General features: G+C 30.9%; 19 protein-coding genes. 8 read left to right on the forward strand and 11 right to left on the reverse strand.

All coding sequences use genetic code 4. The features are described 5' to 3' along the window. Nucleotides 1-86: 86 nt before the first annotated feature. Together AC0B4T_RS00630 and AC0B4T_RS00635 are read left to right on the forward strand one after the other, a co-directional pair. The gene (locus tag AC0B4T_RS00630) at nt 87-1,355 is read left to right on the forward strand and encodes a variable surface lipoprotein (protein ID WP_465102710.1); all 1,269 of its coding nucleotides are present in this window, start codon (nt 87-89) and stop codon (nt 1,353-1,355) included. Nucleotides 1,356-1,504: 149 nt separating this feature from the next. Continuing rightward, nucleotides 1,505-3,001, forward strand: coding sequence for a hypothetical protein (locus AC0B4T_RS00635; protein ID WP_465102711.1), 1,497 nt, complete (start codon nt 1,505-1,507; stop codon nt 2,999-3,001). Between the two features lie 35 nt (nt 3,002-3,036). On the opposite strand, the gene AC0B4T_RS00640 is transcribed toward AC0B4T_RS00635, so the two are convergent. From AC0B4T_RS00640 to AC0B4T_RS00660, 5 genes are read right to left on the reverse strand one after another with little or no spacing between them, the layout of a single operon-like run. Further along, the gene (locus AC0B4T_RS00640) at nt 3,037-5,970 is read right to left on the reverse strand and encodes an AAA family ATPase (protein ID WP_465102712.1); all 2,934 of its coding nucleotides are present in this window, start codon (nt 5,968-5,970) and stop codon (nt 3,037-3,039) included. 6 nt (nt 5,971-5,976) lie between these two features. Continuing rightward, nucleotides 5,977-6,693, reverse strand: a complete 717-nt coding sequence (gene rnc, locus AC0B4T_RS00645; protein ID WP_465101775.1) for a ribonuclease III — start codon at nt 6,691-6,693, stop codon at nt 5,977-5,979. Beyond that, nucleotides 6,683-7,663: a phosphate acyltransferase PlsX gene (gene plsX / locus AC0B4T_RS00650; protein ID WP_465102713.1), complete on the reverse strand. Its 981-nt coding sequence runs from the start codon at nt 7,661-7,663 to the stop codon at nt 6,683-6,685. Before plsX ends, rnc begins: the two co-directional genes overlap by 11 nt. 1 nt (nt 7,664) lies before the next feature. Further along, nucleotides 7,665-9,314, reverse strand: coding sequence for a DAK2 domain-containing protein (locus tag AC0B4T_RS00655; RefSeq protein ID WP_465102714.1), 1,650 nt, complete (start codon nt 9,312-9,314; stop codon nt 7,665-7,667). Then, entirely contained in the window at nt 9,307-9,609 is a 303-nt protein-coding gene (locus AC0B4T_RS00660) for a hypothetical protein (RefSeq protein ID WP_465102715.1), read from the reverse strand. Before AC0B4T_RS00660 ends, AC0B4T_RS00655 begins: the two co-directional genes overlap by 8 nt. Nucleotides 9,610-9,719: 110 nt before the next feature. On the opposite strand from AC0B4T_RS00660, the gene recO reads away from it, so the two are divergent. Then, the gene (recO, locus tag AC0B4T_RS00665; RefSeq protein ID WP_465102716.1) at nt 9,720-10,394 is read left to right on the forward strand and encodes a DNA repair protein RecO; all 675 of its coding nucleotides are present in this window, start codon (nt 9,720-9,722) and stop codon (nt 10,392-10,394) included. Nucleotides 10,395-10,421: 27 nt separating this feature from the next. On the opposite strand, the gene AC0B4T_RS00670 is transcribed toward recO, so the two are convergent. Together AC0B4T_RS00670 and AC0B4T_RS00675 are read right to left on the reverse strand one after the other, a co-directional pair. Then, a complete protein-coding gene (locus AC0B4T_RS00670) occupies nt 10,422-11,081 on the reverse strand; it encodes a DUF402 domain-containing protein (RefSeq protein WP_465101909.1) in 660 nt (219 codons plus the stop codon). Next, nucleotides 11,081-13,468, reverse strand: coding sequence for an MYPU_1760 family metalloprotease (locus AC0B4T_RS00675; RefSeq protein ID WP_465102717.1), 2,388 nt, complete (start codon nt 13,466-13,468; stop codon nt 11,081-11,083). Before AC0B4T_RS00675 ends, AC0B4T_RS00670 begins: the two co-directional genes overlap by 1 nt. Nucleotides 13,469-13,628: 160 nt before the next feature. Between AC0B4T_RS00675 and AC0B4T_RS00680 the strand changes: the two genes are divergently transcribed. Genes AC0B4T_RS00680 through AC0B4T_RS00700 form a run of 5 tightly spaced genes read left to right on the forward strand, consistent with a single transcriptional unit; the run spans nt 13,629 to nt 16,993 of the window. Next, entirely contained in the window at nt 13,629-13,844 is a 216-nt protein-coding gene (locus AC0B4T_RS00680; protein ID WP_465101906.1) for an MAG6790 family protein, read from the forward strand. Between the two features lie 59 nt (nt 13,845-13,903). Next, nucleotides 13,904-15,094, forward strand: a complete 1,191-nt coding sequence (locus AC0B4T_RS00685) for an acetate/propionate family kinase (protein ID WP_465102718.1) — start codon at nt 13,904-13,906, stop codon at nt 15,092-15,094. Between the two features lies 1 nt (nt 15,095). Further along, complete coding sequence (gene coaD / locus AC0B4T_RS00690) at nt 15,096-15,524, forward strand: pantetheine-phosphate adenylyltransferase (RefSeq protein WP_465101904.1); 429 nt, start codon at nt 15,096-15,098, stop codon at nt 15,522-15,524. Further along, entirely contained in the window at nt 15,517-16,095 is a 579-nt protein-coding gene (yihA, locus tag AC0B4T_RS00695; RefSeq protein WP_465102719.1) for a ribosome biogenesis GTP-binding protein YihA/YsxC, read from the forward strand. The genes coaD and yihA overlap by 8 nt, the downstream gene beginning before the upstream one ends. Before the next feature lies 1 nt (nt 16,096). After that, nucleotides 16,097-16,993 carry an MAG1430 family protein gene (locus AC0B4T_RS00700; RefSeq protein WP_465102720.1) on the forward strand — a complete coding sequence of 299 codons (897 nt, stop codon included), beginning with the start codon at nt 16,097-16,099 and terminating at the stop codon, nt 16,991-16,993. A 30-nt stretch (nt 16,994-17,023) separates the two neighbouring features. Here AC0B4T_RS00700 and AC0B4T_RS00705 read toward each other — a convergent pair whose 3' ends face one another. Genes AC0B4T_RS00705 through AC0B4T_RS00720 form a run of 4 tightly spaced genes read right to left on the reverse strand, consistent with a single transcriptional unit; the run spans nt 17,024 to nt 21,336 of the window. Then, entirely contained in the window at nt 17,024-17,533 is a 510-nt protein-coding gene (locus AC0B4T_RS00705; RefSeq protein ID WP_465102721.1) for an adenine phosphoribosyltransferase, read from the reverse strand. Nucleotides 17,534-17,541: 8 nt separating this feature from the next. Beyond that, nucleotides 17,542-19,347 carry a translation initiation factor IF-2 gene (infB, locus tag AC0B4T_RS00710; protein WP_465102722.1) on the reverse strand — a complete coding sequence of 602 codons (1,806 nt, stop codon included), beginning with the start codon at nt 19,345-19,347 and terminating at the stop codon, nt 17,542-17,544. Continuing rightward, a complete protein-coding gene (locus tag AC0B4T_RS00715; RefSeq protein WP_465102723.1) occupies nt 19,323-19,616 on the reverse strand; it encodes a YlxR family protein in 294 nt (97 codons plus the stop codon). Before AC0B4T_RS00715 ends, infB begins: the two co-directional genes overlap by 25 nt. Further along, nucleotides 19,603-21,336 (reverse strand): NusA N-terminal domain-containing protein, encoded by a 1,734-nt coding sequence (locus AC0B4T_RS00720; protein ID WP_465102724.1) that lies wholly within the window; start codon nt 21,334-21,336, stop codon nt 19,603-19,605. Before AC0B4T_RS00720 ends, AC0B4T_RS00715 begins: the two co-directional genes overlap by 14 nt. Nucleotides 21,337-21,338 lie beyond the last annotated feature (2 nt).

Raw genomic sequence — 21,338 nt, forward strand, 5'->3', positions numbered from 1 at the left:
GTATTATAATATTAATGTATGTTTTTAACTATTTAGTTAAATCAACATACAAATAAAATATTATTACATTTTTATAGGAGAAACTTATGAAAAAGAAATTATTATCTTTACTTAGCGTAAGTACTGTGTTAGTTCCTTTTGTAGCCGTTTCATGTGGCACAACTCAAGAACCTAAACCAGTTGACCCAACCGCTACTGAAGTTAATGTTTTTAAACAAACACATGCTACAGTTTTAGCTAAGACTGAAAGTAATGTAACCGCTGGCGATGAAGCTAGCGTTAATAGAGCTCTAGGTGACTACAATAGCCTTAGTGCTGGAGCTAAAGGGCAATTAACAACCCAAAAAAGTAATTTAGATAAATTAAGTGCTAAAATTACTCAATTAAAAGCAGGACAAACTAAAGATAAAGTTGGAACAGGTGACCCTGCTCCTGGTGCAGCACCTAAACCTGAGAGACCTGGTGAAACTACTGGTAATCAAGCAGTTGCTGCTTTAAAAACTGAAATAAGAACTCTACTTAGTGAACTTCCTTCACGTAACCCACGTAAGTTAGAAGTTGAATTAGGGTTAAATTCTAATAATGATCAAACCAACTTACAAAATATTAAAAGTGAGTTAGAAACTCTTAAAAATGCTTTAAATACTGCTTATGCAAAATTAAAAACTGCATTAGAAACTAAATTACCTACTGGTAATAAATTTAAAACAAGAGTTTTAAATTATGTTACTACCCGTAGTTCTGATGCCGATGAAATTACCGAGTTAACAAATTTTGAAACTCAATTAACTCAAGAAGAAACTAGATTAAAAGAAGGAATTGAAACTTTAAAATCAGAACTAGGATACTTTAGTTCTAATAGCCAATTCAGAAAAGAAAAAGAAGCTGAATTTGCCAAAGCATTAAATGAGCAAACTTACTTCACAGATATCAGCCAATATTCAGAAAAAGAAACTGAAATACGTGCAAAATATGTAGAGGAAAATAAGAGCAAAGTTCAAGAGTACTTTGGAGAAGCTCCAGATGACGCAAAATACCAAAAAAATAATTTGGTCAACGAAAATGACCAAATGTCGGCTGTTAAACAATGATTTGTGATGGGCCAAAAAGGTGGCAATTTGTTCAGATACCTTCCAGGAGAGTTCCCCCCAAATACAACAAAATGACTAACAACCGACGAAACACAACCTAAAGAGGCCACAAGAACAACGAACGCTGATTGGAAAGTCAACAGCAACTGGTCAGAAAGTGGAAACCAAAAAGGCAAAATACGCAAGCAAACACTAAAGCTAACGTCCGGCTATACGCTGTTGAGGGTGATAGCGAAAAAGAAGGCAAAAGCAACCACAACATAAGAAACAACAAACCACTAAGAATAAAAGGAGTGCACGAGGATGGGGTGCACGAAACTGTAAAAAACTTAAAAGAATACGACAAACAAAAGCACTTCCTCAACAAAGGGGGGGAGCAGTTTAATGGGAACCTCGAACAAAAACCCGGAAGCATGTACGAAAAAGTAGGACTGGAATTCACCCACCAGTGGGCGTGGGAGTTAGAAGAGGAAAAACTAGAAATATCTAAAGTCCAGATAGAACTGAAATTAACAAACAACAACCTGAACATGCCAACAACAATTGGAGGAAATGGGTGGTGGACGTGACCCGATAAAGTGATAATAAAAACAAGCTTGGACGGGACCACTTGAACCGAAGTTAACAACCAAACACACAAACATGCAAGCGACTGGTTGGGTGCTAATAATGACAATAAGTTCACAGAAAAAAAACAAGGGCAAGTAAATATACCCAACTGAAACCAAACCAGAGCGGCGTGGGAAACAGGAGCTGAGTTCCATAAAAGGTTAACAAACGACACCGGCAAACTAGTGACAGAGTTTGAACCGACTGAAGCAAAATACGTGCAAATTACGTTGATACCAAAACAGAACACAAGGGAAATGAAGAGCGGAAATATGCACGAACTAGACACCTGATACATAAAAGGTACACACAACCTAAGCAACTCCCCGGGGACAGTTGAGTGGAAAGCAAAGACAAAAACTACCGGAAACCTGGACACGCCTATATTTCGTGTAGGTTTTTGAGGTCCAAGTGAGAGCAACCCATACAAGGTAGCCCAACAAAACCAAACCGCCGGAGGCCTAACCAAAACTCCTGGTACCATTCTAGTTGAAAAGAAAGTAAAAACAGAATCTACAAGTAGTTCTTCTACAGGCGCCCAAACAAATCCACAAACTGTTGAAGTTAATAATGGTGCAACTGTAACTATAGATGATTATGATTTAACTTCTTGAAAAGTTAGTGACTTTTGAATTAAATTTCGAGATGAAGATAAGTTAACTATTATCTCACCTAAAATGGCATTTAATATTAAAGAAGTTAAAAAATATTATAAAAAGCAAGAAACACCACAAACTTCTGCTGTATCAAATACAAGCAGTGATACTGAAACACAAACAACCAATAATGACCCAGTAGCTGTTGAATTAGAAATTAGACCTGAAGATCAACCTAATAATGTCTTTAGAGTTATCTTAGGTAAAGTTCCTAAACACGACACTTTTAAAGGTACAGAACAAAAACAAGTTGATAGTTTAAATAAAGATAACAAACTACTTAAATATCTATTGAAAATAGATATTGATAGATGAGAAAAAGTAGAAGTAGAATCTCATTATAAAACAGAAATTACTAACTTATTTAAAGTACTTAAAACTAAATTAGAAGGTAAAGATACTGTAGTTAATACCGAACATCTCAAAGATTGAGCAGATCTTAAGAATAAGATCTTAGATTACAAAGTATACCCTAAACCAGAAGTAAAAGCTCAAGAAGAGCAAACTACAACTGGGGGAGACAGTAGTACTAGTTCAACAGGTGATGCATCTTCTGCCCAAACCCAAACAAATGGTGCGGGAGGGTCTAGCTCATCATCTAGTGAAGCAAGTAGCGCTGGAACATCTCAAACAACAAGTTCTTAATAAAAAAATCAAAGCTTAATTGCTTTGATTTTTCTTTATTCTTGGTCAATTAATTTCTTAGCTTGCGCAAGTTCAACACTAAAAAAGTTTGTGACACCACGCCGTTGCATCGTTGCTCCGAATAATGCATCAACACGCGTCATAGTGCCAGTTCTATGGGTTATAACTAAAAACTGTGTTTTATGCTTTAATTCTTGTAAATATTGAGCGTAGCGCACAACATTAGACTCATCTAGAGCTGCTTCAACTTCATCTAAGATACATAAGGGTAATGGCCTTGCTCTTAGAATTGCAAAGAGCAAGGAAATAGCAATTAATGCTTTTTCGCCACCTGAGAAAAGTTTGAGATTTTTAACTTTTTTACCAGGGGGCTGAGCATAAATACTTATCCCACTTTCAAGCACGTTATTTGGATCTAAGAACTGAACTTTTGCAGTCCCTCCACCAAATAACGAAGAAAATACTTTATGCATTTCATCGTTAACATCGTTAACGATGCTTGAAAGTCTTAAAATGATTTTTTTATCTAATTCTGTTATTGCCGCTAAACATAGGTTGCGTGCCTCAATTATTTCTTGTTCAGTAGCTGAATCTTTAGTAAAACGTTCATTTAATTCTTCATACTCGGCAATTGAATCTAAATTAACATTACCTAAAGCTTTTATATCGCTCCTTAAACTATCGATACTCTCTTTAGCTGCATTAGCAGCTAAAGAGAGGTCAAAATTGTTTTTAGCATAATCTAAGGTCATATTGTAATGTTCATTAAGTCTTTGTAAATCGATTGCTAATTGGTTTTTTGCATTTGTTAAATTGTTATTTTTTTTCTTAAAAGAATCTCATAATTTTTCTAACAAACTATGTAATTCTTTTATTTTTTGGTTATTAGATTCAATATCTGTTGATATTGAATCTTTTTCTTGCAGCGCAATTTGTAAGTTATATTCATTTTGGCTGATTTCTTGTTGTAACTTAAGAATATTAGTTTGAGCTTGGTTTAAAGCTTCAAAACTATTATCCTTAAGTTCTAAATCAGTAATTGACAGTTTACTTTTTAGTTTATCAATTTGGTTTTGTTTTTCTTTAATTTGGTATTGCAAGGAATTAAGCTGAGTTATATTAAACTGCATGTTATTTTGCATTGACCTTAAATTATCATTTAAGGTTTGTAAATCAAAAGCAAGCTTTTGATTAATAAGTTGGTTACCATCATGTTCATCTTGCAAAGTTTTAATTTTATCTTCTAAACCAAAGGTATGATCACTTTGTTCCTTGCTTCCTCCCACTAAGATTCCGCCGACTCTAACTAAATCTCCTTGTAATGAAACTACTGGATATTTTTTTTCAGTTATTTTTGAGATAAATGTAGCTGATTCAATATCCTTAGCTACAATTACATTACCTAATAAAAAATTATTAAGTTTTTGGTATTGCTGATCCACAATAGTTAAATTGCTTGCCAAATCAATATAACCTTTTTGGTTTTTTAAAGCAAATAAATAATCATCTCGCACATGTTTTGCATCAATTGTAGCAAGAGGGATAAAAGTAGCTCTACCGCCATTGTTTTTTTTCAAAAAATCAATGGCTTTTATCGCTGTATCATTATTGTCTACAACTAAATGTTGTAAGGAAGGTTTTAAAATTGTTTCTAAAGCAACTGTGTATTCACTAGGGGATTTAATTAAATCGCCGACAATGCCCTTTAAACCTTTAAAAAACGATTTATTTTCTAAAATGGTCTTAGTACCTTGGAAGAGGTTGTTGCGTGATTTTAAGATGGTTTTAAGGTGGTTTAATTGAGCTTTTAATTCTGCATTACGTGATTCTTTAGCTTTGTATTTCAAAGTTAACTCATTAATCTCTTGAGTTAACTTTGATATCTTTGTATCTAAGTCTAATTTTGTCTTAAAAATTTCATCATAGGTTTGTTTAAAAGAATTAAGGTTATTTTCTAATTCTTGAACTTCAGATATAATAGCTGCTTTTTGTTCTTTGGCATCTGTAGCTAAAGTACCCTGAGCTAATAATTTACGTTTAGTTTTTGCTTCTTGAATACTAGATTCTAACCCATCAATACGAACTTTTAAGGTTTCTTTAATATTAGAATATTGAGCAATTTTAGTTTTTAAATCTTTTAAAAGTTCTGATTTACTAGTATTTTGTGTTTCAAGATCTTTGATATCTTGTTTATAAGAACTTTCAGTTTCTTCAAAACCTTCAAGTTCTTGCGAGAGAGTATCAACAAGATTTTGGTTTTTATCAATATTAAAAGCTAAATATGGCACTTCAATTTCTTGGAGTACTTTACTTAGTTCTTTATATTTATAAGCTTTTTCAGCTTGTATTTTCAAACCTTCAAGACGTTTTTGCATTTCAGATAATTTTGCTTGGATAATTTTTAAAGATTGTTGAGCTTGATCTAATTTTTTTAATGATTCTTCTTTACGGAATTTGTATTTTGAAACTCCCGCAGCTTCTTCAAAGATTTTACGTCGTTGTTCATCTGAAGATTGGGCAATATCTGAAACTGTTCCTTGGGAAATAATTGCTAAAGAGCTTTTCCCAATTCCAGTTTCCATGGCTAGCATCTTAATTTCTTTTAAACGGGCTTTTTCGCCATTGATGTAATATTCATTAATGCCTTTATCCCTTTCAATTACCCGAGAGATGCTGATAGTATCAGCATCAATAGAACTTAATCTTTCTTTATTATCAAAAGTTAAGGTTACTTGGGCTTTGTTCATGGGCTGGGCTGTTTTAGAGCCAGCGAAAATAACATCAGCCATGGAATCGCCACGGAGTTCTTTGGAACTTTGTTCTCCTAAAACTCACCTAATAGCATCATTGATATTGCTTTTTCCTGAACCATTAGGTCCAACAATACCAACAATTCCTCCGTCAAAACGGAGCACTACTGGGTCCGCAAATGATTTAAAGCCATGGGCTTCTAATTTAATTAATTTCATTTGTAATTAACCTTTTAATTTTTGCAATTTTTCTAAAGCAGCTTGGGCTGCTTGGCTTTCTGCTTCTTTTTTTGATCTTCCTTTTCCTGATCCATAAACATTTTTTTCATGAATTGCTTTAGCTTCAAATTCTTGATGTCCTAATTCTTGAGTTTGGTAAGTCACATTTTCTTTACTCATACTTTGGAATAATTCTTGCAATTTAGTTTTTGGATCTTTTAAATCAGTTAAATTAATTAGGTTTTTATCCTTTACTTCAACTAAAATGAATTTTTTAATAAACATGATAGCATCGCTAAGACCATGGTCTAGGTAAATTGCACCAATTAAAGCTTCAAGCACATCGGCTTGAACCTTTGGTGAATTAATTACATCTTGGTGCATTTTACCAGGACCTGTACGTAATAATTCTGGTAAACCTAGTTTTTGGCTAATCATTGATAGCATCTTAGTTTCAACAATTACAGCACGGTAACGAGTTAATAATCCTTGGCTAATTTTTGGATTTGTTTTTAAAATGTATGATGAGACTACAAAACCTAAAGTTGAATCTCCTAAGAATTCTAAGTTTTCATAGTTGACATCACTAGGTTGATCATCTTGGTTGCTAAATGATTTATGGGTTGTAGCTTTAATATATAAAGTTATATCAGCTGGTTTAATATTAATTGTTTCTAAAAATTTTTCTAGTTTAATTTGGTATTCTTGATTGTTAGTTTGCATTAGTTTCTCCTTTGAATTCGTTGATTAAATTATTATCAATTGCTTGGTACATTTGGTCTAGTGCATATAAAATGGCAATTTTATCACTTGAACCATGGATTTTCAAAGCGGGTTTTTGTAAGCCTATGATTCAAGCTGCTCCAGAATTACGATAATCTAATTTTTTCATAATATCTTTGAAAACTGGTTTTAATAATAATGCACCAAGTTTAGTTCTGAGCCTTTTTAAAGCTCCTTCTTTAATTGCATCTTTGAAGGATAAAATCGCTCCTTCAAAACTTTTTAGGATTAAATTCCCACCATAGCCATCAATGATGGCTATGTCGTAATTGCCTTTTAATAAATCTCTTGGTTCGCTAAAACCAATGTAATTTAGCTCAGGATCCTCTTGCAGCAATTTTGCTGCTTGGATCGTTGTTTCAAATCCTTTATAATCCTCAGTACCGATATTTAATAAGGTGATTTGAGGATTTTTGACCTGAAACATTTTTTGGCTAAAAATTTGTGCTAATTTAGCTCATTGGTGCAAGTATTCAGGTTTAACTTGTAAATTAGCACCAACATCTAAAAATAAGATTTTACGCTGATTTAAAGCGCTGAGTATTGGCATAAAGGCGGGGCGATCAATTTCAGGTAAGCGACCAACTTTAAAGGTTAATGCCGTAATATAATTGCCACTTTCACCACCTGAGATAATGCCTTGAGCCTGGTTTTCTTGCAGCATTGTAATAGCCTGGTTCATGGATGTTGGTTCTTTTAAATTTTGCCTCAGGTTTTTTGGATCACTATTTTTATGGTTATTATCAATTAAAGATATTTGCGGATTAATTTCTTTAATTGATAACTTAGATAAATCACCAATTAAAGTGAGTTTTAAATCTTGGTGATTTATCAAAAATTCTTGGCAAGCTTCAAAATAGGCTTGTGGTCCATGATCTAAGCCATTAATATCAATTACAATATGTTTCATCTTATTCAACTCCTATTAAATAGTGATAATTAGGTTGATTTCCTTCGGTAATTTGCACGTCAATTTCGTACCGCGTTTCTAAATAATTAGCTAAATCTTGGGAACTAGTAGCTGAGCCATCTTCACCATAATAAATACTGATTATTTCACTTGATCCTTTAATCATTTTAGTGCTTAAAATCCTTAAGGCTTCTTTTTCCGTTTTGCTAGCTGCAATTATCTTACCATTTAAAATTGATAAATAATTACCACTTTGAATATTAATACCATTAATAGTTGTATTACGAACTGCAACTGTAATTTCTCCCCAGGCTACATCGTTAATTGCATCGCTAATTAATTCATTATTATCCTCAAAATCAAGTTCAGGGCTAAAATTAATAATGGCACTTAAACCTTGAATTTGGCTTTTAGTAGGAATCACAATGACATTTTTATCATCCACAACTTGGGCAGCTTGCTGGGCTACTAAAATAGCATTTGAAGAATTTGGGAAAACAAATACTGTTTCAGCATTAACATTGTCAATTGCATTAATAATTTCTTGTGCTGATGGGTTTTTGGTTTCGCCAGCTTCCACGACAAAATTAGCTCCTAGTTCATACATTTTGTCAATAATTCCTTGACCAACATTACATGAAACTACCCCACATTTTTGGCGATCTTCTGATTCTTTTGCATTTTGAAGTTTTTCACTATTTGCTTTTGAATTATTAGCTTGCAAGGTCATGTTTTCAGATTTAATTTTAATAAATTCACCATACTTTTGTAAAAGTGTTAGAAATTCACCAGGTACTTTTGTATGACCATGGACTTTGAGAATTTCATCATCGGTCACAATTACTAAAGAATTAGCTAATTTTTCTATTTCTTTAGTTAAAGCATCTTTATCAAAGTTTTGCCAATCATCTAATTGGATTAAAACTTCAGTACAATATCCAAATTCACCTTCATAAACTTCACTATCGCTAACAAAGATTGAAATATCTTCATTTTGTGAAGATATTTCAACTGGGCGATTATTTAAATATTCATTAATGCCTCAAAAGATTTTGTATAATCCTTCGCCCCCTGAATCTGTTACTCCAACTTCACGTAAGATCTTAAGTTTATTAGGTGTTTCATCGCAGCTTTGGCGGCAATACTTTAATAATTTACCAAAAACTTCTTGTAAGGTAATATTTGGATCACTAGTATCTTGATATTCTTTAACAATTGCTTCAACGGTTTCTCTAATCACAGTTAAGATAGTTCCTTCAACTGGTTTAAAAACTGATTTATAAGCTCTTTCAACAGCTGCTTGCAGGGCCTTTAAAAATTCAGGTAAACTTAAAGAATCTTTGCCTTCAGAGCCTAATGCAAAACCCTTAAAGATTTGGCTTAAAATAACTCCTGAATTACCACGAGCTTCATAAATCATGGCTGTTGAGACTAATTTTGTTGCTTCTGAAATAGGTGTAGTTGCATCAACTGTTTTAAGTTTTGAAACAATTGAACTAAAAGTGGAAGACATGTTGGTTCCAGTATCACCATCAGGTACTGGAAAGACATTTAATGCATCAATTTTATTTTTTGAATTTTGTAATGAATAGGCTCCTGAAATCATCATATTGGCAAAAGTTAGTGAATCAAGAAAAATTGGTTTATTCATAAATTACTCCTTTAATAGTAATTGTTAAGTTTTTCAGTTTTTGTTTTGTTAATTTAAATTCATAACTAAGTTTTTGGTTTATCTCCATAATTAATTCATTGGCTTGCACCCCAGCTAAAATTGAGATTGAAGCTTTGAAACTTCAAATATTATCTAATTGAAAAACTTCAATTAAATCTTCATAATTAACTTGTGCCACCACATTCATGGTTTTGGAAACTGGATGAATTTCCTTAATTCCTGGTGTGGAGGTTAAGATGTTAATAAATAGTTCTTTGACTTGATTTATGTTCATAAATCCCCTTTGTATAATTTATAAAATAAAAACTTATTATTTATATTTTTATATTATAAATTATAATTATAATTTAACAAATAATATTGTTGATTATTAGGAGACTTTTTATGGCAAATATTGTGGCTAAAGCAATTGTATTAGAAATTGAATTACGTAATGATAATAACCACGTAGTTAGTTTTTTTACTAACTACGGGGTTTTAAGACTAGTAGCTAGTGGTATTGATAAGCCTTTATCGAAAAATCGTGCTAATTTACAACTTGGTAGCCTTGTAGAAATTGAATATTTTTCGGCAAGATTAAAAGGAAAAACTGGGCGGTTAAAAAAAGCATATTTATTAAAAATGTATGATCTTACGCAGGTGCAAAGAGTGTATTTTTTTAAAAAAATCAAAAAAGTTTTAATGTATATTAGAGAAGTAAACCATTTATATGATTTATATTTAAAAGTATTTGATTATTTAACTAAAGGGTGTACTCTCAAGATTTTGACGTTTTTTTATGCTCAAAGTTTATATTATTTTGGAATAAATCCCAGTTTTGAATCATGTTGAGAATGTGGAGAAAACCGCAATTTAGTTTCATTTGACTTTTATGAAGCTGGTTTTGTGTGTAAAAAGCATTGTAATCCTCGAAAACTAATGAGCGTGGAATATTTGAATGCAATTTGGGCTTCATATCATAATTTAAAAAAATATTTATTATTAGTTGATTATAATTTAGATATGAATTTAAGGGCATTATATAAAAATCTATTAGTAGAAGCTGGTTATTATATTTAAAAACAGATCAAATTACTTTGATCTGTTTTATTTTGGAAAAGTTTTTTTCTTATAATTTCGCAATACTTGCAACATTTGTGACTCTTCAAAATAACTGTGTTCTTTATTATGCTTATATTCATTATATTGCTTTTGGGTTAATAATTTATCTTTAAACATGATATCTAGATAATAATCAATGATATTGCTACTAAAGAAATATGAATCGTTATTATACATTCAAATGATGTTTTGAATTTCGTTTAAAATTGCTTCTTTGATTAATGGACCATAATTGAACTTACGGGCATTTTCTTCAAATTCTTCTTTATCTACAATTTGCAATTCTTTATTTGGATAATGTTTAATATCCAAATCATAATCAATAAATTTAATGGTATTATCTTCATAAATTGGGTACGAAGCTAAATTAATATAATAACATTTTGCTCCATCACGAAACATCATAATTGAATTATAAAAACTTGCTTTTGGGATGAATCATAAAGCATCATCTTTATATGATCATCCCTTGCGACCTTTAATATTTTCAATAACCCTTGCACCTTTTAAAGATAAAACAATATGGCGGGGGTTATGAAATAAGATTTTAGCATTAGTTCACTGGCGGTATAAAAATCCATTATGTTTGTAAGCTTGCACATTTACAATTGAGCCCACTTTAATATCATTAAAATCTCATGACATTATGGTTTAAGCTTTCTTATCGTTGCTTGGTTATTGTTATTCTCAATAATAAATTTTTCAAAGTTGCTGGTTGTTACATTAGTTGATCTTTGGGTTGAAACAGCTCTTTGAGTTGGTAAGGTAATATTATATGTTAGTAATTCATCATCAGTTGCTTTGCCATCTTGATTGGTATCATACCATAAATGAATTGTTGAATTATCTTTAACATCCATGAAGTTTTTGGTGATATAACTCACAAAGTTTTGGCTATATCCTGCATCAGCAGGATATAAACGATTTTGAATTTGTTTTTGGCGATTTGTTGAAGGATTTTGACCATCTTCGGACATTTTTGCACCTTCGTCAATATCTTTATGACCAAAGAAATTGAATGTTTTAGTAGTCTCAAATAAGCTTTGTTCATAAATTTTGCCAGTTTGATCTTTTAAAACTAATCCTGTTGCTTTAGTATTTTCTGCCAAATAACCAGAGAATTTTATTAAGGTTGGATAACTAGTATTAGTATTTTCAATACCTCTATCGTTATTTCTTAATTCATTTTTGGTAAAGATTTGACTAATTGTTTTGCCATATCCCATAGTTTCTAAAAATACTTTGTAAAAATCAACTGAGCGATTTTTAGTTTTAGCTTCAGGTAATTCTCCAGGTACTTCAACGGTTCGAGTAACTGTTTGAGTGTGTCCAAAGATTGTTTGAACTCTTTCTTGTTTTTGCTTTGTTTTCTCAACGACACGATATTTATTGATATCAAAGACTGAGTTTGGTAAAACAGTGGCATTAAACTTAGGACTATTATCATATTTATTATGACCTTCACCATTTTGGAATCAACCTTGGCGACGTAATGAATCAAAGTTATTTAAATATGTATATGATCAATCCTCGGCATTACCAGAAGGTGAAAAGGTTCTAATCCCTTGATACTCACCTTCTGAATTAGTAAAGTATCTTGATCCAAATCAGTTAATGGTGCTTTTTCTGGCGGCCTCATTATCATAACTTTCATTTTCTTCATCAATTGAAAAATATGATTCATAGGCATATTTAGTATATTCACGTGGCACTAATTCAGTTAAAGAAAAGTTGTATTTAATTCTTGATTTAGTTGTTTTGAATAAACCACTTGGACTAACACTCATTACCTGGCTAATATTATCATTACCAACTAAATGAGCAGGAGTAGTTAGTTCATTAGCTAAGCGTCAAATATCATTCAATGATAAATTACTGTAGATTAAAGTTTCTTTAACACGAGAATTAACGCCTAGTTTTTCTAAGACTTCATCTTCAATATAGGTTTTTTTCGTAACATCATAATTTAATAAACTATAAAAATTAGCGGTAAAATATGAGTTTCAAAATTGTCTTGCTCCATGTGAATGATCAACATTTTCTTGGGTAGTTCCTGGGTTATAATAAACTTCAGTTAACTGACGTTTATTAATATCTTTAGATTTAGCTTCAGTCACTTGTGCTTTAGGATCTTCAATTAATCCTGTCTCAGCATACACTGTAACTCAGTGGTGCATATATTCATGGAAAATTGTTGGCATTAAATTACCAATAATTTGATAAGTATCAAAGCCTTTTTCTTGAGCATTTAGACCATTAACAAACATTCTCCGTGAATTAGGCATATAAAGTCCATTTACTTTTTCATTAATAATTGCTAAATCATTAATTGAAATAGATTTCAGATCATGAATTTCTGGCCCATAAGGAATTTTACGTTTAAATTCATGGACTAATTGCAATAATCCTTCTTTACCAAGTAAATATTTAGTTTCTCCATTTGCTTGGTAACTAAAATCTCTGAAAATTAAACCAATTTCAGGGTCTACATATTCTAAATATGGTTCATTATTACGCATTTTAACTTGTACTTGATCAAGTGAAGTATATAAAGTAGAATTAAGTCTTTTGAGTTCTTGCTCTTTTTCTTGAGGTGTTAAAGTACCAATAAATCCGACTTCTTGCTCAGAAATTGGTAAAAAGTTTTGTACTTTATTTGTATAAATTTCTTTTTTTGGTTGTTGATTTGGTGTTTCTTTTTGCGTTTGACCATTATCTGGATTTATATCTTGCGGTGGATTTTGTACATTGCCTTGGTTTGGATCTTGTTCCTCATCTTTTTTAGGTGGCGTTCCAATGATGCTTATTTCAATTGGATCACTTTGTTTTGGTTCTTGGGGCCCTGTAATTTCTCTTTGGTTACCAGTGCCGGGATCTGCTGGTTCTTTATCATCTTTTTTATCTTTAAAAATACCTGCAATTGAACCAATTCCAGTTAAAAGATTTTCAGTAAAACTACATGATGCTGCAACTGTAGTAATTGATAAGAGTGAAAAAACAGAGATTTTTTTAATTAATTTCTTAAATTTCATAGTTAAATTATACTCCTTTATATTCAATATTTATTAATGTATAATATTATAACAAAATCAAAGAAAATTATTATTCAAACCAAAAATTAGATCTTATAAGATTTTTTACCTAACTTAGCACAAAAATGCTATAATATTAATAGATATATGGAGGTTAATTATGTATAAATATAAGGCTAGACTATTATCAAATGGTGAAATTGTTGCCAAATCAAATACATTAGAAGAATTAGAAGGATTAATCAAAGGTTTTCGCCGTGGTCAAAAACATGGTGAACATACCCAAGGTAACGTAAAAATTGAAATTATTCATATTGAGCGTGACCACCTTAGAGGTGAAAATTACTCTAAGGAAGTACTTATTAAAGTAGTTTAAAAAGTTTTCTTACCAAGATTTTTGCAAAATCTTGGTTTTTTACATTTAAGGAGATTATTATGCAAAAAGTTTTAGTTATTAATGCAGGAAGTAGCTCAATTAAAATGAGTTTATTTAATAAAGATTCACTTGATTTGATTGCAAGTGGATTAGTTGAAAGAATCACATTGCCTATAGGTAATTTAAGTTTGAAATATAATGGTCAAAAATTTGAAAAAGAAGCACAGATGCCAAATCACCATAAGGCTGTTGAACTATTATATGAATTAATGCAAAAAGCTAATTTAATTAAAGATAAAAGCGAAATTGAGTTTATTGGGTTTCGGATTGTGCAAGGTGGTGATGAAGTTAAAACAACTGCTAAGGTTGATGAAAATTTAATTAAAATTATTGATAAATATGCAAGCTATGCACCATTACATAACCCTGGTGCTTTGCAAGCTATTTATGCTTTTAAAGATATTTTTCCAAATGCAAAACTATCAGCTGATTTTGATACTGCCTTCCATACCACAATTGATCCAGTGAATTACACTTACCCAATTAAAAAAGAATTAGCAAAAGAATTAAATATTAAAAAATATGGTGCTCATGGAATTAGCCATGAATATATTACCCAAAAATTACAAGATATTTTAGGTAAATCAAAGGTGACTTTTATTAACTTGCACCTTGGTAATGGTGCAAGTTTATGTGCAATTAAAGATTCACAATCCTTTGATACCAGCATGGGACTTACTCCGCTAGCTGGTATTATGATGGGAACTCGTAGCGGTGATATTGATCCTTCAATTCACCAATATGTGATGAAATCAAAAGGAATTTGTATTGATACATTTACCAATATTTTAAATAAAGAATCAGGTCTTTTAGGAGTATCCGGAGTTTCAAGTGATATGCGTGATATTAGATCTGCTGCCGAGCAAGGTAATCCAGATGCAATTTTTGCACTTGATTTATATGCTCAAAAAATTGCGGATTATTGTGCTATTTACTTCAATAAACTTGGTGGTAGCATTGATAGCATAGTTTTTACAGCTGGAATTGGTGAGAATGTGGCTATGATTCGTGAGAAAATTATTAATAAATTACATTTTAAAACCTTAGAATTATGTAGCAAGGCAAATAATGGAAATATTGAAGATTTTGCCTTAATTTCAACAAAATCAAGTCAAATTCCAATTTATGTAATTAGGACTAATGAAGAATTAGTTATTGCACAAAATGCTTTAAAAATTTATAGTAAATAAAATGGGAGTTAAAAAAGCATTATATGCTGGTAGTTTTGATCCTTTTCATCAAGGACATAAAGAAATACTACAAAAAGCTTTAAAGCTTTTTGATCAAGTATTTCTTTTAGTTGCTCAAAATCCAAAAAAAGAGAAAAATGATATAATAAAGAATATTAACTATATTAAATCCCAAACTAAAGAATTTAAAAATTTAGTTGTTTTAAACCCGTATCCCCAAATCTTAAGTGCACAACTTGCCCAAGATTTGGGAATTAAATATTTAATTAGATCAGCTAGGCAAAATTTAGACTATAATTATGAAATTGAATTAGCCAGTCAAAATAAATCTATTAACCCAGAATTAGAAACAATTTTAATTATTCCAGATCATGAATACATAAAATATTCATCAAGTGAACTAAAATTAATTAAGGAGCAAAATGTTTAAATTTGTTAAATCAGCAACAAATCCTAGTAATTATTATGAGCATCAAAACTATGAAATAGCTTTTTGGGGCCGCTCTAATGTAGGTAAAAGTAGTTTAATTAATGCAATTGTTTTTAATAAAAAGATGGCTAGGGTGTCTAAAACTCCAGGTCGCACACAATTAATTAATTTTTTTGAAAATAATCACGGGGCTGTGCTTGTGGATTTACCTGGATATGGCTATGCTAAAATTTCAATTGAGCAATCAAAACAAATGATGCTAATGGTGGAGAATTATTTAGAAACTAGGGAAAATTTAAAATGTGTTTATTTATTAATTGATTCGCGCCATGGAATTTTAAAAAATGATGCACAAGTAATTAAATATTTATTAAATATTAATATGCCTTTTGTGCTTGTTTATACTAAAAGTGATAAACTAAGACAAAAGGATTATCAAAACTTGCTTAAATCAATTAAGCAAGTTAACTTAGAATATGGTAACTTTACTTATTTCATTGTTTCAGCTGAAAAACACAAAGGAATTAATGAATTAATTGAAAATATTAATCAAAGATTATTAGGAGTATAAGATGGCAAAATTAAATTATCGTAAAGTAATATTATTTGGATCAGGACTATTTGTGCTATTTAGTTCAATACCGCTCTTAGCCACAAAACTGAAAGATGCTAAGGTTTTTAAACAAGTAACATATAATGATCAAGTTACTTTGTTAAAAGAAGAATTAGGGCAATTTAAATTAGAGGTTGGTAACTTTGATAAAACAATTGTTTATGCTAGTAAGTATGCAAGTAGTCCAATGTATTTACAATCCTCTGTTAATACCCCACGAGGAGATACAAACTTTTGGGCCAATCAATTGATTCTAAAAAAACAATTAATTACTAGTGATTTAAACCAAGAGAAATTATTTGGTTTAAATCATGCTAAAGGTCGCTTACTTAATTTCTATCAAGATAAATATAATTTATCATTTTATTCATATGCTAATGATTTAACTGGTACTTTATATTTAAAACTCATCTTAAATCCAAAAGGTAGTAAAACGTTAAATACCCAAGTTGAATATATTTATAAATTGAACGGTTTTAAACCTTATGATGAAGTTTCATATAGCCAAGGTATGTTTATTAAAGAAGTGTTATTAAAAGAAGATGTGTTAAAAAGTGAATATCCTACTTTAGCTGATTTTGAAGCAGCTTATAATAATGTTAAAGCAAATGCTGCTGAAAAAATAAGTTTTTACACTAAAGTATTTAGTTATTATGGTTCATCAAGTTCATCTATGGTTATTCCTAGTTCAATTGAACTTAGTTTTGATCATGAAAAAAATACCATCTTATTTTCTTCAAAACTTAGAGCCATTATTAATGAAGCTAAAGAAGATGATTTAAGTTATTTAAACACCCTAGATACCAATATTAGTGCTTCATATACTTTAAAATATCCAACCAAATCCCAAGAATAAGATAAAACCTGCCTTTAAGGCAGGTTTTTGCTAAGCTTTAATTAATGAGTAAAGTTTAATACTTGAATCAAAATTTTGAGATGCTTTAAGATTTGTTAATTCAATTAAAACAACAATTTTAGTAACGCTTGCTCCTTGTGATTCAACTAATTTAATCATTGCATCAATGGTTCCACCAGTTGCTAAAACATCGTCAATAATTGCGATTTTTTGGCCTGGTTTTATGAGGTTGGCTTGAATTTGTAATGTATTTTGTCCATATTCTAAATCATACTTTTGGGAAATCACTTCACCGGGTAATTTATTTGGTTTACGGACCATTAAAAATGGTTTATTTGCAGCATATGCAGCGGGGGTTCCAAATAAAAAACCGCGAGCATCAGGCGAGATAACTACATTAACATCATCAAGATAACTAGCCATTAAATCGATGCTTGCTTTAAAAGCGTTAGCATTTGCTAATAAAGGGGCTACATCTTTAAAAATAATGCCTGGTTTTGGGAAATTTGGAACATCTTTAATATATTTTTCTAAATTCATTTTATGTCTTAATTAATACGTACGTCTTCAAAAAATTCAAGCACATCATCTTCTGCAATGTCATTGAAATTTTTAATATGAGTACCAAAATCTTTTCCTTTAATTACTTCTTTAACATCATTTAATTCACGGCGTAAACTCTCAATTACTCCTTCGTGAATTAAATTACCCTTGCGGTATACTTTAACTTTTGCATTCATTTTTACTGTACCTGAGTCTACTAAACAACCGGCAATATGCCCCACTTTTGAATAGTAAAAGACTTTAATAATGTGAGCACTAGCAATTTTACGTTCTTCATAAATTGGAGCTCTTTGTCCTTCTAATAAACTTTGGCAATCTTCAATAATTTTGTAAATAACATTATGTTCAATTAAACTAATCCCTTGCGAAGCAGCATTTTGCTTTACTGTGGTTGGGGTTTTTAAGTTAAAGACAAAAATAATTGCATTTGAGGCTTGGGCAAGTAAAAGGTCATTTCCATTAACGTGCCCAGCACTTGCTGAAATAACTTTAATAATGGCATCATCATTTTCAAGTGAGTTAACTTGCCCTTTTAAAGCTTCGGCAGTTCCGTGCACATCACTTTTAATTAAAATGTTAATAACTTTTTTACCTTCGGCATTGGTGGCTGCTATGCTTTTATCATGTAAAAAGTTCATTTTATCAGCGAAGGCTTTTTCGTTGGCTAGCTTCTTGGCAAATTTTTCATCGTTAAAACCGACAAATTTATCACCAGCATCAGGAGCATAATTTAGACCTGTAATAATAGCCGGAGAACCAGGAACTACTTTATCAAGTGGTTCGCCTTGAGCATCTGCTAAAGTTCGAATTCTTCCGTATTTTGAACCAGCAACGATGAAGTCTCCTTTGATTAAGGTTCCATTTTCAACAATAATAGTTGAAACAACACCTGAACCTTTATCAATTCTTGATTCAATAATAGTTCCAATTGGATAACGATTTGGATTAGCTTTTAAATCCATAATATCAGCTAAGAGCATAATTGCATCAAATAAATCAGTGATTCCATCTCCATTTAAAGCCGATCCATAGACAATTTGGGTATCCCCACCATATTCTTCGATTACTACATCATTTTCAGCTAACTCACCTTTTAAACGATCTAAATCTTTATTAGGTTTATCCATTTTGTTAACAAAGACAATGATTGGAACATTTGCGGCTTTTGCATGAACTATAGCTTCTTTGGTCTGGTGCATTACTCCATCATCAGCTGCTACAACTAAAATAATAATATCAGTTACTTTGGCACCCCTTGCTCTCATCTTGGTAAAAGCTTCATGACCAGGAGTATCTAAAAAGGTTATTTTGCTATTTTTATGTGAAATTTGGTAAGCACCAGTATGCTGGGTAATACCACTAGATTCAGTAGAAACAATATTTGAATTTCTAATTTTATCAATTAATGTTGTTTTACCATGGTCAACATGGCCCATGATGGTAATAATTGGGTATCTTTTTTCAAGATCATCTTGGTGATCTTGAAATAATACTTCATCAAGGAAATTAGTTCCATCGATATTAGTTGCTTTTTGGAAGTCAAAGCCATTGTCAATACACAATTCAGCAATTTCATCTTCATCAAGGATTTGGTTTAAATTATACATTTTACCTTTTAGGAAGAATTTTTTAATAATATCATTAGCATTAAGCTTGGTACTTTGGGCAAAGTCTATAATTGACATTTTTCCGGTAAATACAAAAACACCATCTTTAAGCTCAGTTTTTGTATTTTGTAATTGTTCTTTAATGTCACTAACATTACTTATTCTGGTTTGTTTTTTGCTCATATTAACTCCTTTAACTGTGTTTCTAAAACTTGATATTGATCCATTGATATGTTAGACCTTAAAGAGCGATTAAAGGCTCTTTTTTTGATAATTAATTTCCAATTTTCTTGCGTTGGAAGGAAATAGCAGCCTCGTCCCTTAAGATTTTTATTTCAATCAATTACAAGCGTATTAGTGCTTTTTTGATAATCAAATCTTACAAGATCTTGTACTGGAAGAATTTGATTTGTTGCAATACATTTTCTCGTTAATATTTTATCAATTTTCATCTTCTAAATCACCAAAGTCAAGATTTTCAGATAATCCATAACTAGCTAAATCACTATCAACTTTGAAATCTTTAATTCCTTTATAAACTTGCACAAGGTTTTTTGCTTTTTTAGGATTTTCATTAACAGGTTCTCCACTTGTTTTTGATTCATTATTTTCAAAATTTTCATCATCAAAAACTTCATTTTCATCTGCAAATGAAGGGTTGAAAATGTACTCTCATTGCTCCTCATCGCTCGTAGCCATTAAATCTTCATATGACTCAATACTTTGGTCTGAATCTTTCATTTCATTAGTTAGATTATAAAACAGATTGTTGATATCATCGTTTTTAGGGCTTTGAGTTTTTGTTTTTCTGGTAGTTTTATCTTGTTCGGGGGTGTTTAGAGTATTATCAATAAATGATTGTAAATCATCACTAAAATTACTCAAGGCAAGTTTCATTTCTTTAACATCCAATAATTCTTGAGCTTGTGAACGTTTGCCAAGTTTTGGCTTTGTTGCTTTAAATAATTGTTTATCTAATAATTTATTTGATTGTGTTTCTTTAAGTTTTTCTTTATTATATGGTAAATTAAGTTCGTTGGCTTGTTGAATACTTTTTACTTTAATTTTAATACCGGTTAATTTTGAGGCTAATTCAATATTAATTCCATCTTTACCAATTGCTCTAGTTATATCTTCATCTTTAACAATTGCAAATGCTGCCCTATGATCCTTGGTTACTAAAATATCAACTGGGACAACAGGCGAAAGCGAATTAGAAATAAATTCTTTTTTATTATTTGAATAACGAATAATGTCAATTGATTCACCAATTGCCTTTGAAGCATCATTGATTCTTTGGGCATTTTGCCCAAAGATTGAACCAATAATATCAAAATCAAACTTACGTTCTGGATTTACACGCACGGCTACTTTTGATCTAATTCCGTATTTTCTTCTGATTCTAACAATTTCTAGATCACCACGTTGTATTTCAACAATTGCTTTAGTTAAAGTGTCTTTAATTTCATTTTTATCAAGCATAGTTACTTCAAGCGGAGTAGCAGTTTTTTCTAAGTTAACTTTTTCTAAGATAACTCTGATATCAGCTCCAGGGTTTAAAGTTTTACGTGGTGGTGTTTTTTTCTTTGGTAATAAAGCACGAAATGCTTCATTATTGTAGAAGATATCAATATCGTATTCATGTTTTAAAGTGGTATTAACTTTAGCAAAGAATTTTTCACCAATTTTATTGCCAAATAATTCTTTTACGCGTGATCTTTCTAATAAACGAGATTCTTGTTTAAAACCACTTAAAATAGCTTTACGTGATCTTTCTCCGAGATCATCAAACTTAAATTCAATTTCTATTTCACTACCTGGTTGATAATTAGCACGTTTGTCTTCAGGAACTTGCGAAAGCAAAAAATCAATAAAGTAAATATTTTTATCTTCATCTTGTTCAAAATTTGAATTAGTAAGATCATCAATAACTTTACCTTTTAAATTAATAATTCTGGCAATTGAATTCTCATGATCTACTCTGATCTCAATTTGTGCATCTGGATCATATGATTTATTAAGCGCGCGTTGAATTTCAGTTTGGAAGATTTGCACAATATCTTCAAATGGCAGTTTTTTATGTGCTGAACTCACTTTTAAAAGTTCATAAAAAACTCCTTGATGGCTTTTATTTACTTGGGCTCCTTTAGTATCTTTTTTAATTCTAGGCATAA

It is taken from the genome of Mycoplasma sp. 10961 (assembly GCF_055523525.1).